This window comes from Allobosea thiooxidans (assembly GCF_900168195.1).
Taxonomy (GTDB): domain Bacteria; phylum Pseudomonadota; class Alphaproteobacteria; order Rhizobiales; family Beijerinckiaceae; genus Allobosea; species Allobosea thiooxidans.
Genome location: NZ_FUYX01000010.1, coordinates 84,489 through 97,558, shown reverse-complemented (window position 1 = coordinate 97,558; position 13,070 = coordinate 84,489). Strand labels below are relative to the sequence as shown.

The 13,070-nt window shown below is 69.2% G+C and carries 11 protein-coding genes; 2 read left to right on the top strand and 9 right to left on the bottom strand.

The window, feature by feature from the left end:
* Positions 1 to 214 precede the first annotated feature (214 nt).
* Positions 215 to 2,011: an ABC transporter transmembrane domain-containing protein gene (locus B5Y19_RS17775; RefSeq protein ID WP_079591873.1), complete on the top strand. Its 1,797-nt coding sequence runs from the start codon at positions 215 to 217 to the stop codon at positions 2,009 to 2,011.
* Between the two features lie 18 nt (positions 2,012 to 2,029).
* Here the strand turns inward: B5Y19_RS17775 and B5Y19_RS17770 are convergent, their stop codons facing one another.
* The 7 genes from B5Y19_RS17770 to B5Y19_RS17740 all read right to left on the bottom strand — a co-directional run bounded on the left by B5Y19_RS17770 (position 2,030) and on the right by B5Y19_RS17740 (position 8,222).
* Positions 2,030 to 2,440: an Ivy family c-type lysozyme inhibitor gene (locus B5Y19_RS17770; protein WP_055728061.1), complete on the bottom strand. Its 411-nt coding sequence runs from the start codon at positions 2,438 to 2,440 to the stop codon at positions 2,030 to 2,032.
* 2 nt (positions 2,441 to 2,442) lie between these two features.
* Positions 2,443 to 3,459, bottom strand: a complete 1,017-nt coding sequence (locus tag B5Y19_RS17765) for a peptidoglycan -binding protein (RefSeq protein WP_055728060.1) — start codon at positions 3,457 to 3,459, stop codon at positions 2,443 to 2,445.
* A gap of 31 nt (positions 3,460 to 3,490) precedes the next feature.
* Positions 3,491 to 4,501, bottom strand: a complete 1,011-nt coding sequence (locus tag B5Y19_RS17760; protein WP_079591872.1) for a flagellar motor protein MotA — start codon at positions 4,499 to 4,501, stop codon at positions 3,491 to 3,493.
* Between the two features lie 86 nt (positions 4,502 to 4,587).
* Positions 4,588 to 5,379, bottom strand: a complete 792-nt coding sequence (locus tag B5Y19_RS17755) for an inositol monophosphatase family protein (protein ID WP_055728184.1) — start codon at positions 5,377 to 5,379, stop codon at positions 4,588 to 4,590.
* 91 nt (positions 5,380 to 5,470) lie between these two features.
* A complete protein-coding gene (locus B5Y19_RS17750) occupies positions 5,471 to 6,421 on the bottom strand; it encodes a tetratricopeptide repeat protein (protein ID WP_079591871.1) in 951 nt (316 codons plus the stop codon).
* Positions 6,418 to 7,071, bottom strand: a complete 654-nt coding sequence (locus B5Y19_RS17745; RefSeq protein WP_079591870.1) for a thiamine phosphate synthase — start codon at positions 7,069 to 7,071, stop codon at positions 6,418 to 6,420. The genes B5Y19_RS17750 and B5Y19_RS17745 overlap by 4 nt, the downstream gene beginning before the upstream one ends.
* The gene (locus B5Y19_RS17740; protein ID WP_055728057.1) at positions 7,068 to 8,222 is read right to left on the bottom strand and encodes a benzoate/H(+) symporter BenE family transporter; all 1,155 of its coding nucleotides are present in this window, start codon (positions 8,220 to 8,222) and stop codon (positions 7,068 to 7,070) included. The genes B5Y19_RS17745 and B5Y19_RS17740 overlap by 4 nt, the downstream gene beginning before the upstream one ends.
* 207 nt (positions 8,223 to 8,429) lie before the next feature.
* Here B5Y19_RS17740 and B5Y19_RS17735 point away from each other — a divergent pair, with 207 nt between their 5' ends.
* Positions 8,430 to 10,430: a PhoX family protein gene (locus tag B5Y19_RS17735; protein ID WP_055728056.1), complete on the top strand. Its 2,001-nt coding sequence runs from the start codon at positions 8,430 to 8,432 to the stop codon at positions 10,428 to 10,430.
* Between the two features lie 219 nt (positions 10,431 to 10,649).
* On the opposite strand, the gene fba is transcribed toward B5Y19_RS17735, so the two are convergent.
* Together fba and B5Y19_RS17725 are read right to left on the bottom strand one after the other, a co-directional pair.
* The gene (fba, locus tag B5Y19_RS17730) at positions 10,650 to 11,732 is read right to left on the bottom strand and encodes a class II fructose-bisphosphate aldolase (RefSeq protein ID WP_055728055.1); all 1,083 of its coding nucleotides are present in this window, start codon (positions 11,730 to 11,732) and stop codon (positions 10,650 to 10,652) included.
* A gap of 140 nt (positions 11,733 to 11,872) precedes the next feature.
* Positions 11,873 to 13,066 (bottom strand): phosphoglycerate kinase, encoded by a 1,194-nt coding sequence (locus B5Y19_RS17725; RefSeq protein WP_055728054.1) that lies wholly within the window; start codon positions 13,064 to 13,066, stop codon positions 11,873 to 11,875.
* Between the last annotated feature and the right edge of the window lie 4 nt (positions 13,067 to 13,070).

The following is a 13,070-nucleotide window of genomic DNA, read 5'->3' as shown; positions in this document are numbered from 1 at the left end:
ACAAGCAGGCGAGCCTGCCCGGCCCGTCGAAAGAATTCGGATGAGCCTGTCGTGAAGTCGCGTGCACATATCGCAGCCAGGGCCGCAGCGCAAGCGCGACGCACCCTCGGAGGCCTTCCCTGCGGCGTTGCGTCGTTTGCCAAGCCGGCCCTGATCGGCTTCACCGGGGCGAGTTTGAGATTGATTGAAAGAGCGCGCGCGACGCGCGCGCGAGATGCAGGAGGTCCGGCGCGTGGCCGAGGCTGACAAGAACGACAAGAAGGCGCGGCCGGATTTCCGCTCGCTGGCGACCTTCTGGCCCTATGCGCGGGCGCAGAAGCGGCGGATCATGCTGGCGCTCGTCGCGCTGGTGATCGCGTCGCTGGCGACGCTGGCTCTTCCTCTCGCCGTGCGGCGGGTCATCGATGTCGGCTTCGCCGGCGGCGAAAGGCAGCTCGCCAACAGCTACTTCATCCTGCTGATCGGCGTGGTCGCGGTGCTCGCCCTGGCGAGCTCGGCGCGCTTCTACCTGGTCATGACCGTCGGCGAGCGCATCGTCTCCAGCCTGCGGGCCGACGTCTTCCGCCACCTCACCCGCCTCGAGCCAGCCTTCTTCGATTCGAGCCGTGCGGGCGACCTCGTCTCGCGGCTCACCGCCGACACGACGCAGATCAAGTCGACCTTCGCCTCGACCGCCTCGATCGCGCTGCGCAACGCCATCATGGCGCTCGGCGCGCTGGCGATGATGGTGGCGACGAGCCCGCGCCTCTCCGCCATCGTCATCGGCGTGATTCCGCTGATCGTCGTTCCGCTGGTGCTGTCGGGCCGCTCGGTCCGCCGCCGGGCGCGGGCGGCGCAGGACCGGCTGGCCGATGCCTCCGCCTTCGCGGCGGAAGCGGTCGGCGCCATCCGCACCATGCAGTCCTTCGGCGCGGCGGGGCAGACCTCGGCGCGGTTCATGGCCGCCTCCGAGGAGGCCTATGCCGCTTCGCGGCAGGCGACCGCCTCGCGGGCGCTGCTTTCCGGCGTCGCGATCTTCCTGGTCTCGGCCAGCGTCGTCTGCGTGCTCTGGACGGGCGCGACCGAGGTGTTCGACGGGCGGATGAGCGGCGGGCGCCTCTCGCAGTTCATCCTCTACGCCGTGCTGGCGGCGAGCTCGCTCGGCCAGCTCTCGGAAGTCTATGGCGACATCAGCGCCGCGGCCGGCGCCTCGAGCCGGCTCGGCGAGATCCTGGCGACGCGGCCGGCCATCGCCGCGCCGCCGCATCCCAAGGCGATGCCGCATCCTTCGCTGGGCGAGCTCGCCTTCGAGGGCGTCTCCTTCAGCTATCCCGGGCGCGTCGGGCCGGCGCTGGCCAATCTGGACTTCTCCGTCAGGCCGGGAGAGCGCGTGGCCCTGGTCGGGCCCTCGGGCGCCGGCAAGAGCACGGTGCTGCAGCTCGCGCTGCGCTTCTACGACCCGCAGAACGGACGCGTCGTGGTCGACGGCGTCGCCGGGCCGGAAGCCGATCCCGAGGCTTGGCGCGAGCGCTTCGCGCTGGTCCCGCAGGAGCCGACCGTGTTCGGCGTCTCGATCCGGGACAATATCGCCTATGGTCGGCCCGGTGCGTCGCAGGAGGAGGTCGAGTCCGCGGCGCGGCTCGCGGCGGCGGACGAGTTCATCCGGGCCCTGCCGCAGGGCTACGACACCGTCGTCGGCGAGCGCGGCGTCACGCTCTCGGGCGGGCAGCGGCAGCGCCTCGCCATCGCGCGGGCAATCCTCAAGGATGCGCCGATCCTGCTGCTCGACGAAGCCACCAGCGCGCTCGATTCCGAAAGCGAGCGGGCGGTGCAGGACGCGCTTGACCGGCTGATGCAGGGGCGCACGACGCTGGTCGTGGCGCATCGCCTGGCGACCATCCTCTCGGCGGACCGCATCCTCGTCATGGAGGATGGCCGCATCGTCGAGGAGGGCACCCATGCCGAGCTCAAGGCGCGCGGCGGCCTCTATGCGCGCCTGGCGGCGCTGCAGTTCGGGCTGGAGGCGGCCTAGGACGCCCCTCGCGGCCCCTTACCGCCCGACCAGCGCGCGCTGCTGCGCCTCGCTGGGTTGGCCGAAGAAGCGGATATTGCCGGGCTGGACAAGGACGCCGACGGCTTCGCTGCCACCGGTGGCGAACAGCGCGTAGAACTGGTTGTCGCCGCAGTCGTGGCGCTTGCAGGTGTCGACGCGCTCATAGCTCTGGCCGTCGACCGTGACCACGGTGCTCGGGCCACCGGGGCCGGTCAGGCGGTTAGCCCTGAGCCAGGCTTCGCGCGGGCCGAGCTTGCCGACCATCCGTGTCCAGGCCTCGCGATAGGCGGGCTGCTTGAGGATCTCCGGCAGATAGCGGCCGCCGCCCGGGGATTGGGCGAGAGCGGCCGGCGCGAGCAGCAGCGCGAGAGCGATGGCAGGGGCGAAGGGCAGCGTCCTGGTGCGCATGGCTAGCGCTCCGTGATCTTGAACTCGATGCGGCGGTTGCGGCGATGCGCCTCGTCGGTATTGGCGACATCGAGCGGCTGGTATTCGCCGAAACCGGTCGCGGCGACGCGGTCGGTCGGCAGGCCGCGCGAGATCAGGTATTCGACGACGGCGATGGCGCGGGCGGAGGAGAGGTGCCAGTTCGAAGGGAACTGGGCCGTCTTGATCGGGCGGTTGTCGGTGTGGCCGTCGACTCGCAGGATCCAGGGCAGGTCGGGCGGCATCTCGCGGCCGAGATCGAGCAGGATGGCGGCGAGCTTGTCGAGCTCGGCCTGTCCCTCGGGCTTCAGCACGGCCTGGCCCGCGTCGAAGAAGACCTCGGACTGGAAGACGAAGCGGTCGCCGACGACGCGGATGTCGGGCCGCGTGCCGAGGACTTGTCGCAGGCGGCCGAAGAAGTCCGAGCGATAGCGCGCGAGCTCCTGCACCCGCTGGGCGAGCGCGACATTGAGGCGCGAGCCGAGCTCCGAGATGCGGGCCTGCGCTTCCTTGTCCTTGGCCTCGGAGGCCGAAAGCGCCTCCTCCAGCGCGGCGAGCTGGCGGCGCATGGCGAGGATCTGCTGGTTGACGAGATCGACCGTCGCCTGGGCCCGGGCGGAGAGCTGCTTCTCGCTCTCCAGGGCCTTCTGCGTCTCGGCGAGCTGCGCCGGGGCGCCGTTGTTCTGGCCGTCGAGCAGGCTCTGGAGGCGGCCGCGTTCGCCACGCTCGACGGTCAGGGTCGACTGCATGAGCTGCAGGCTTTCCTGCGCCTGCCGGTTGGAAGAGCGTTCGAGGGCGAGCAGGTCGGTGAGCTCGGAAATCTGCTTGTTGAGCCGCTCGAGCGCCGTGTCCTTGCCGGTCAGCTCCTGCGAGAGGAAGAACTGGCCGAGCACGAAGACGGTAAGCAGGAAGACGATGCCGATCAGCATCGTCGAGAGGGCGTCGACGAAGCCGGGCCAGAAATTCGCTTCCTCGCGGCGATGGGCGCGGGAGAGGGCCATTGCGATGTCCTGCGGTTGCTTGCGGGGCGGTTCAGGGCTCCGTGACGTGTTCGGTGCTCAGGCGTTCGAGCAGCCGCTTCAGATCCTTCTCGCGTGCGGCCTGCGCCTCGACCCAGTCGCGGATCATCTGCTGCTCGGAGCGCATGTGCTGGACCAGGCCCTGGATGCCCTCGGCGAGATTGGCCAGCGCCTGGGTCGCGGCCCGGTTGTTGGCGGTGCCGTCCGCCATCGCCGCGCTCAACCGCTCGAAGCGCTCGGCCAGCGGATCGTCGCCTGCGACGAGGAGGGGGGCGGTGTCGGGCGCGGCGGTGCGCGTGCCGAGCCAGGTCTCGACCTCGTTGCGGAAGCGGCGCTGCGCCTGCGCGACCTGCAGGTCGAGGAAGCCGAGGATCAGCGAGCCGGCGATGCCGAAAAGCGAGGACGAGAAGGACAGGCCCATGCCGGCGAGCGGGGCGGCGAGGCCGGCCTTCAACTCGTCGAAGAGCACGCCGGCTTCCGCGCCGGTGCGCAGCGATTTGATGACGGTGCCCACCGAGCCCACCGTCTCGAGCAGGCCCCAGAAGGTGCCGAGCAGGCCGAGGAAGACGAGCAGGCCCGCAAGATAGCGCAGCACCTCGCGCCCGTCATCGAGCCTGACCGCGATCGATTCGAGCGTCGAGGCGGCCTGGGAGGGCGCGAGCGTGCCGCGTTCCAGTGCCGGCAGAACGGCGCCGAGCGGCGCGATGACCTGCGAGCGCTCGATCTCCACGGAGGTAGGCGCGGCGGCGAGGCGGCTGACGGCGCGCGCCTCGCTGTGGAGGCGCGCGAGCTCGCGCAGCGCGATCAGCACGCCGACGAGGAGCGCGCCGAGGATGAGGCCGTTCAGCCCCGGATTGGTCATGAAGGCCTGGACCAGGCCGGCCTGCAGGATGAAGCCGAGGAAACCGATCAGGGCGAGGAAGAGGAGCGCGCGGATGACGTAGCGAAGCGGGCGCGAGAAGCGGGTTTCCGTCCGCGGGGGGGCGGCCGCCACGGGGTCGGCCGCGAGATCCTCATTCGCCATGCGTCGTCTTCCGTTCGCCTCGGAGTGCGGTGAAGACTGTCGCCTCCCCCGCCGCCGGGATCAAGCACGAAAGAGCGGAGGTTTCCTCAGGCCGCAGCCGTCTTCAGCGCGGCGCGCAGGGCCTGCTCGCCGGCCTCGTTGCCGCAAATGATGTCCTTGGCGCTCGTCGCGGGCTTGCCGTCGAGGGTGCCGAAAGTGCCGCCTGCCTCGCGGATCAGCACGGCGCCGGCCGCGAAATCCCAGGTGTTGAGGCCACGCTCCCAATAGGCGTCCATGCGGCCCGCGGCGACATAGGCGATGTCGAGCGCGGCCGAGCCCATGCGGCGGACATTGGCGAAGCGCGGCATCACGGCGGCGAGCTCGCGCAGGAAGAGGCCGTGGCCGCCCTTGCCGATATGGGGAATGCCGGTGCCGACCAGCATCTCGGTCGGCTCGCTCCGGCCGGAGACGCGCAGGCGGCGGTTGTTGACATAGGCGCCCTTGCCCTTCTCGGCCATGAACATCTCGTCCTTGGCCGCGTCGTAGACCACGCCGGCGATGAACTGGTTGTCGCGCTCGAGCGCGACCGAGATGTTCCAGTGCGGGATGCCGCGCAGGAAGTTGTGGGTGCCGTCGAGCGGGTCGATATGCCAGCGGTTGCTCTCGTCGGTGCCATGGACGACGCCGCTCTCCTCCATGACGAAGCCGTAGCCGGGGCGAGCCTTCTGGAGCGACTCGCGCAGGATCTCCTCGGCCTTGTGATCGGCCTTGGAGACGAAGTCGCCCGGCCCCTTGGCAAGAACCTGCAGATTCTCGACCTCGCCGAAATCGCGCTTCAGCGAGCGGGACGCCTTCATCACGGCGTCGGTCATCACGGTCATCAGGGGGGAGCGGATCATCGAAAACCTCTTGCGCGCCCGGAAGGCGCGATTGGCCAGCGGCGCAAGCCTCGCGCCCGGCAAGAATAGTGAGCCGTCACTTGCGCGGGTCTTAAGGCGTCGTCAAGACGGCGGAGTTGATGCGTGTCGCGGCGATGCGGGCGGCGCGGGCCTGCTGCTCTGGTTTCAGGCGCTCGAACAGGTCGTCCAGCGCCGCATCCTTGAGGCCCTGGGCGCGGGCGGCGAGATGCCAGGCCGCGGCCTCGATCGTGTCGGGGGGAATGCCCAGCCCGTACTGATAGAGCTTGGCGAGGCGGTTCTGGGCGATGGGATTGCCCTGGGCGGCGGCGCGGCGGAACAGCTTCGCAGCCTCGGCCTCGCTCTTCTCCACGCCGGTGCCGTTGAACAGCATGATGGCGTATTCGACCTCGCCCGGCACATTGCCGGCCACGGCGGCCTGCTTCATCCAGCGGGCGGCGACCTCTTCGCTCGCCGGCATGCCGCGGCCCTGCTTCGCCAGGACGCCGAGCGCATGCATGGCGTCGCCGACGCTCGCCTTGGCGGCCGTCTCGAGGCAGCCGATGGCGCGCTTGTCGTCGGCTTCGCGGCCGGTCGCGAGCAGGGTCAGGGCGAGATTGTAGTTGGCGGCGGGGTGGCCGGCGGCGGCGGCCTTCTCCATCAGGGCGCCGGCGCGGGCGGCATCGCGCTTGCCGCTCTTCTCGTCGAGAAGCAGGGTTGCGAGCGCGAAGGCGGCGTTGATGTCGCCGCGCGCCTCGGCCTGCTCGTACCACTCGGTCGCGGCCTTCTGGTCCGGCGGAACGCCGAGGCCCTGGCGGTAGATCTCGCCGAGCAGGGTCATCGCCGCCGCATCGTTACTGTTCGCCTCGATGCGCTTGAGCGCTTCCGACTGGGCGCGCCGGTAATGTCCGGCCTGATAGGCGCCATAGGCGGCGTCCGAGACAGGTGCAGGTGCGGTAGGCGCAGCGGGTGCGGCAGGTGCCGCCACCGACTGCGTCGCGAAGAGCAGTCCGGCGAGGCAGGCGAAGCGGGCGAGCCGCGTCATCGCGCCGCCTTCCGTGCCGCGCAGGCGGCGATCGCCGCATTGGCCTGCTCGACCAGTGCCCGGATGTCCTGCCCCTCGTCGAACGCCCAGGCGCCGAGGGCGACGAACTCCGCCCCCGTCTCGACCAAGGCGGCGACGGATTCGGCATCGGGCGCATAGGCCACGCAGGGCGTCTCGAAGATCTCGGCCCACCAGCCGGCACGCTCGATCACCGCCGGCAGCGGCGGCACGCTGCCATCGGGGCGCGGCTCGCCGAACATCACGTAGTCGACCCCCGCCTCGCCTGCATCCATGGCGTCATGGCGGGCGCGCAGGCCGCCGATGCCGATGATGCGTTCGTTGCGCAGGCTGGAGCGGGCCTCGGCGATCGCCGCGGCGCCGCCGGTGAGATGCACGCCGTCGGCCCCGCCGCGCGTGGCGACGAGCGCGTTGTCCTCGACGACGAGGGCGACATTGTTGCCCTGGACTGGGCCGGCGAGGCGCTTGACGCGCTCGATCCGGCTGCGATCGTCGCCGGGCGTGAGGCGCAGCAGGATGGCGGCGATGTCGCCGCCGGCCATGGCCTGCATCAGGCGAAAGGCCATCGCCTCCGCGTCGGCGACGGGCGGAGTGACGAGCATCAGGCGGGTGGGGGCAGCGTGTGTGGTCATGATCGGCTGCGCAAACGGCCCGCAGCGAAGTCCAATGTCAAGACCGCAAGCCCGGCGACGAGGCTCCAGAAGGCGGAACCGATGCCGAAAAGCGAGAGGCTGGACGCCGCGATGGCGAAGGTGACGACGGCGGCGAAGCGCTCCTTGTCGGACGACATCGCCTGGGCGAGCGCGCCGGTGAGCGAACCGACGAGCCCGAGCCCGGCCACGGCGACGATCAGCGCCTTGGGCAGCGCCAGCAGCAGGGCTATCAGCAGGCCGGTGCAGGCGGCGACGACGAAATAGGCCAGGCCGTAGAGCACGCCCGCCTTCCAGCGCTGGGCCGGGTCGGGGTGGGTGTCGCCACCGGTGCAGATCGAGGCCGATATCGCGGCCATGTTGGTCATGTGCGCGCCGAAGGGGGCCGTCAGGAGCGAGGCCAGCCCCGTGACGAACAGGGAGGGAGCGGTCGGCGGATGATAGCCGGCGGCGCGCAGCACGGCGAAGCCCGGCAGGTTCTGGGCGGCCATGGTGACGAGATAGAGCGGGACGCCGATGCCGAGCATGGCGGCAATATCGAAGCGCGGCGTGACGAATTCGAGGCCGCTCAGCGTCAGTGCGCCGGCGGGCCAATGGCTGAGACCGCCGACGAAGCTGATCGCGATGCCGGCGGCAAGCGCCGCCACCACGCCGAGAAACGGGTTGAACAGCCGGGCCAAGAGGAAAATCGCGAGCAGCGGCAGGACGAGTCCGGGCGCGAGCCGCATCTCGTCGAAGACCGCGACGACGAAGCGGAAGATGACGCCGGCGAGCATCGCCGCGGCGACCGGCATCGGGATGCGCTCGATCAGCTTGCCGAGCGGGCGGAAGGCGGCCGTCAGCATCATCAGCACGGCCGCGATCAGGAAGGCGCCCACGGCCGAGGCCATGTCGAAGCCGGTCACGGCCGCGATCAGGGCTGCCCCCGGCGTCGACCAGGCGCAGATCATCGGCATGCGATAGCGCCAGGACAGCAGGAGGCTGGAGGCGCCGGTGGCGAGGCACAAGGCCGCGATCCAGGAAATGGTCTGGCCGGGCGTGGCGTGGAGCGCCTGCGCGGCCTGGAGGATGACGGCGACGGAGGCGGCGAAACCGACGAAGACCGCGACCAGTGCGGAGAAGACGATCGACATGACGTTGCAGGGGACCGGCCGGACGGAGGGACTGCCGTTGAACCAGAAATCGCGGGACGCGGAAAGGGTGGCAGGCGCAGGGCCGGGGCCTGCCGGAGGCGCGGGGCCTGCAGGAGGGCAGACGGCCGGCGGCGCCCGCTGTCATTTGGCTGTCAATGGCAGGGCCTAGCTGCGCATTGTTCCAATCCGAAGCGACCGAGGCCGACCATGCGCGACGACGAGCACGAATCCACCTTCGGCGCCAGCATGCTGGAGCATGAAGACGCAGAGCCGCGGAATCCGACCGACAATCCGACGATGGGCGAGCTGATCTCGCAGCGCTTCTCGCGACGCGGGCTGCTCAAGGGCGCGCTCGCCGTCTCGGCGATCTCGGCCACGGTCGGCACGCTGGCGCTAGAAACCGCCGAGGAGGCGCAGGCGCAGGGCGCGAAATCCGCCTTCTCCTTCAAGGAAGTCGAGGTCGGCGTCGACGCCGATCACCATGTCGCCGAGGGCTATGAGGCACAGGTTCTGCTGCGCTGGGGCGACCCGCTGACGCCGGACGCGTCCGACTTCGATCCGGCGAAGCAGACGCCGGAGGCCCAGGGCAAGCAGTTCGGCTACAACAACGACTTCGTCGGCTATGTGCCGATGCCCGGCGCTGCCGACCCGTCTGCGCATGGGCTGCTCTTCGTCAATCACGAATACACCAATCCGCATCTGATGTTCCCCGGCGTCGTCGAGATGAAGGACGGCAAGCCGGTGATGAAGAACGCCACGCCGGAGCGCTTCGCGATCGAGGCGATGGCCCATGGTGCGACGGTGGCGGAGATCTCCAGGACCGGCAGCCAATGGGCGCTGGTCAGGGATTCCAAGTACAACCGCCGCATCACCGTCGCGACCGAGATGCAACTGTCCGGGCCGGTCGCCGGCCATGAGCGGGTGCAGACCAAGGCCGACGCCAGCGGCCGCAAGGTGCTCGGTACGCTCAACAATTGCTCGGGTGCGCTGACGCCCTGGGGCACCTTCGTCTCGGGCGAGGAGAACTTCCACGGCTACTTCTCCGGCAAGCTGCCGGAGGGCCATCGCGAGGAGGCGAACTACAAGCGCCTCGCCGTGCCGTCCGCTCCTTACGCCTGGGGCCGCTTCGAAGAGCGCTTCGACCTCGCCAGGGAGCCGAACGAGGCCAACCGCTTCGGCTGGGTGGTCGAGGTCGATCCGTTCGATCCGAATTCGGTGCCGAAGAAGCGCACCGCGCTCGGCCGCTTCAAGCATGAGGGTGCCGACATGATCGTCGCCAAGGACGGGCGCGTGGTCGCCTATCTCGGCGACGACGAGCGCTTCGACTATGTCTACAAATTCGTCACGGCCGGCCACTTCGATCCGAACAACCGCGCCGCCAATCTCGACCTGCTCGATTCAGGCACGCTGTACGTTGCGAAATTCGCGTCGGATGGCACGCATGAATGGCTGCCGCTGGTCTTCGGGCAGGGGCCTCTGACGGCCGCGAACGGCTTCCAGAGCCAGGCCGACGTGCTGATCGAGGCGCGCCGCGCCGGCGACCTGCTCGGCGCGACCAAGATGGACCGGCCTGAGGACATCACGCCGAACCCGGTGACGGGGCGGGTCTATGTGATGCTGACCAACAATTCGAGCCGCAAGGACGAGCAAGTCGACGCCGCCAATCCACGTGCCAAGAATGCCTTCGGCCACATCATCGAGATCGCCGAGGCGGATGGCGACCACACCGCGACCAAAGGGCGCTGGGAGATCCTGCTGAAATGCGGCGACCCCTCCGTCGCGGCGGTCGGCGCGAGCTTCTCGACCGATACGACCAAGAACGGCTGGTTCGGCATGCCCGACAATGCCGTGGTCGATTCCGCCGGGCGGCTCTGGGTGGCGACGGACGGCAACGGCATCGACGTGACAGGACGCACCGACGGGCTCTGGGCGGTCGATACCGAGGGAGGCGCCCGGCGGACCTCCAAGCTGTTCTACCGCGTCCCGCATGGGGCGGAGATGTGCGGCCCCTGCTTCACGCCGGACGACACGACGGCCTTCGTCGCCGTGCAGCACCCCGGCGACGACGGGCCGGACTGGCCGGAATTCGGCCGCCGCTCCTATTACGAGGACCTCTCGACCCGCTGGCCCGATTTCAGGCCGGACATGCCGGTGCGGCCCTCGGTGGTGGCGATCACCAAGAAGGGTGGGGGGAAGATCGGGGTTTGAGGCGACGCCTCGCGTCAGGGCCGGACCGCATCAGGCCGCCCTGAAAAGCGAAACGCCCGGTCGATGTGACCGGGCGTTCGTCATTCTCCGAAGGTCTCCGCTCGCGTCATGCTTGCCCTTGTGGCGAGCATCCGCGTCTTGAACGGTGCCCTCGACGGGCGAAGACGTGGCTGGCCGGGACAAGCCCGACCATGACGGCCTACGCGCCGAGATCGTGTCTCAAGCCGCCTTCTTGGAACCGAAGGTCGGGTCGAGCTCGCCCTTGGCGTAGCGCTTGGCCATCTCGGCCAGCGTGATGACGCGCTTGATCTTCGAGGCCTGGCCGGCGGTGTTGAACTCTTCCAGGCGCTGCTTGCAGAGCTTGGTCATCGCTTCCATAGCGGGCTTCAGATACTTGCGCGGGTCGAACTCGCCGGGGTTCTCCGACAGGATCTTGCGGATCTGGCCGGTCATCGCCATGCGGTTGTCGGTGTCGATGTTGATCTTGCGCACGCCGTGCTTGATGCCGCGCTGGATCTCCTCGACCGGCACGCCCCAGGTCTGGGGCATCTTGCCGCCATACTGGTTGATGATGTCCTGGAGGTCCTGCGGAACCGAGGAGGAGCCGTGCATCACGAGATGCATGTTCGGCAGCTTCTTGTGGATCTCCTCGATGACATGCATCGCCAGGATCGCGCCGTCGGGTTTGCGGGTGAACTTGTAGGCGCCGTGCGAGGTGCCCATGGCGATGGCGAGCGCATCGACCTTGGTCTCGGCGACGAATTTCACCGCCTCGTCCGGGTTGGTCAGGAGCTGGTCGTGGCTGAGCTTGCCCTCGAAGCCGTGGCCGTCCTCCTTCTCGCCTTCGCCGGATTCAAGCGAGCCGAGCACACCGAGCTCACCCTCGACCGAGATGCCGCCGAGATGGGCCATGTCGGTGACGGTCTTGGTCACGCCGACATTGTAGTCCCAGTCGCCCGGCGTCTTGCCGTCGGCCTTGAGCGAGCCGTCCATCATGACGGAGGTGAAGCCGGCCTGGATCGCGGTCATGCAGGTCGCCGGCTCGTTGCCGTGGTCGAGATGCACGCAGACCGGGATATGCGGGTAGATCTCGGTGACGGCGTCCATCATGTGCTTGAGCATGATGTCGTTCGCGTAGGAGCGGGCGCCGCGCGAGGCCTGGATGATGACGGGCGCGTCGGTCGCGTCCGCCGCGGCCATGATCGCCAGCGCCTGCTCCATGTTGTTGATGTTGAAGGCGGGCACGCCGTAGTCGTTCTCGGCGGCGTGGTCGAGCAGCTGGCGAAGCGTGATACGGGCCACGATGGCACTCCCCTTTGGCTAAATCGGTATGAGGGTGGATGTAGTGCTTAAGTACCGCTGGCGCAAAGCCAAAGCGGCGACATGCTGAAAATGCGAAGGGCCGCTCCGTTGCCGGGGCGGCCCCTCGGAAACGGCCGGAATCAGGCCTTCCGCAGCGCCTCGACGCCCGGCAGGTCCTTGCCTTCCATCCATTCGAGGAAGGCGCCGCCCGCCGTCGAGACATAGGACAGCTCGTCGGCGACGCCGGCATGGTTCATCGCCGCCACGGTGTCGCCGCCGCCGGCGACCGCGACCAGTCCGCCCGCTTGGACGCGCTTGGCGGCGGCCTTGGCGACGGCCACCGTCGCGGTGTCGAAGGGCGGCAGCTCGAAGGCGCCGAACGGGCCGTTCCAGACCAGCGTCTTCACCTTGTCGAGCCGCAGCACGACCTCGGCGATCGAGAGCGGGCCGGCATCGAGGATCATCTCGTCGGCCTCGGTGCCGTCGATCGGCACGACCCGGTAGCTGGGATGGGCCTTGAATTCGCGCGCCACGAGCGCATCGACGGGGAGCAGGATCTCGCAGCCGGCGGCCTTGGCCTTGGCCTCGATCTCGCGGGCGGTCTCGGCGAGGTCATGCTCGCAGAGCGACTTGCCGACATCGATGCCGCGCGCGGCGAGGAAGGTGTTGGCCATGCCGCCGCCGATAACCAGGACATCGACCTTGGTGACGAGGTTGCCGAGCAGCTCGAGCTTGGTCGAGACCTTGGCGCCGCCGACGATCGCCATCACCGGGCGGGCGGGGTTGTCGAGGCCGGCGGAGAGCGCCTCCAGCTCCGCCTGCATGGTGCGCCCGGCATAGGCCGGCAGCACATGGGCGAGGCCTTCCGTCGAGGCATGGGCGCGGTGGGCGGCCGAGAAGGCGTCGTTGACATAGATATCGCCATTGGCGGCGAGCGCCCTGACGAAGCCAGCGTCGTTCTTCTCGTCGCCGGCGTGGAAGCGGGTGTTCTCGAGCAGCAGGACATCGCCGTTGCGCGCGGCGGCGACGGCCTGGGCTACCGGCTCGCCGATGCAATCCGCGACGAAGGCGACAGGGCGGCCGAGCGCCTCGGTCAGGGCCGGTACGACCTGCTTCAGGCTGTTCTTCTCGTCAGGGCCCTTGGGGCGGCCGAAATGGGCGAGCAGGATGACCTTGCCGCCCTTGTCGGCGATCTCGCGGATGGTCGGCAGCACGCGGTCGATGCGGGTGGTGTCGCTGACCTTGCCGTCTTCCATCGGCACGTTGAGGTCGACGCGGACAAGCACGCGCTTGCCGGCGAGATCGGCGTCATCGAGGGTGCGGAAGGCGGTCATCGGG

Coding starts and splice junctions, on each gene's coding strand:
- B5Y19_RS17775 (WP_079591873.1), top strand. CDS start 215: ATGCAGGAGGTCCGGCGCGTGGCCGAGGCTGACAAGAACGACAAGAAG.
- B5Y19_RS17770 (WP_055728061.1), bottom strand. CDS start 2,440: ATGCGCACCAGGACGCTGCCCTTCGCCCCTGCCATCGCTCTCGCGCTG.
- B5Y19_RS17765 (WP_055728060.1), bottom strand. CDS start 3,459: ATGGCCCTCTCCCGCGCCCATCGCCGCGAGGAAGCGAATTTCTGGCCC.
- B5Y19_RS17760 (WP_079591872.1), bottom strand. CDS start 4,501: ATGGCGAATGAGGATCTCGCGGCCGACCCCGTGGCGGCCGCCCCCCCG.
- B5Y19_RS17755 (WP_055728184.1), bottom strand. CDS start 5,379: ATGATCCGCTCCCCCCTGATGACCGTGATGACCGACGCCGTGATGAAG.
- B5Y19_RS17750 (WP_079591871.1), bottom strand. CDS start 6,421: ATGACGCGGCTCGCCCGCTTCGCCTGCCTCGCCGGACTGCTCTTCGCG.
- B5Y19_RS17745 (WP_079591870.1), bottom strand. CDS start 7,071: ATGACCACACACGCTGCCCCCACCCGCCTGATGCTCGTCACTCCGCCC.
- B5Y19_RS17740 (WP_055728057.1), bottom strand. CDS start 8,222: ATGTCGATCGTCTTCTCCGCACTGGTCGCGGTCTTCGTCGGTTTCGCC.
- B5Y19_RS17735 (WP_055728056.1), top strand. CDS start 8,430: ATGCGCGACGACGAGCACGAATCCACCTTCGGCGCCAGCATGCTGGAG.
- B5Y19_RS17725 (WP_055728054.1), bottom strand. CDS start 13,066: ATGACCGCCTTCCGCACCCTCGATGACGCCGATCTCGCCGGCAAGCGC.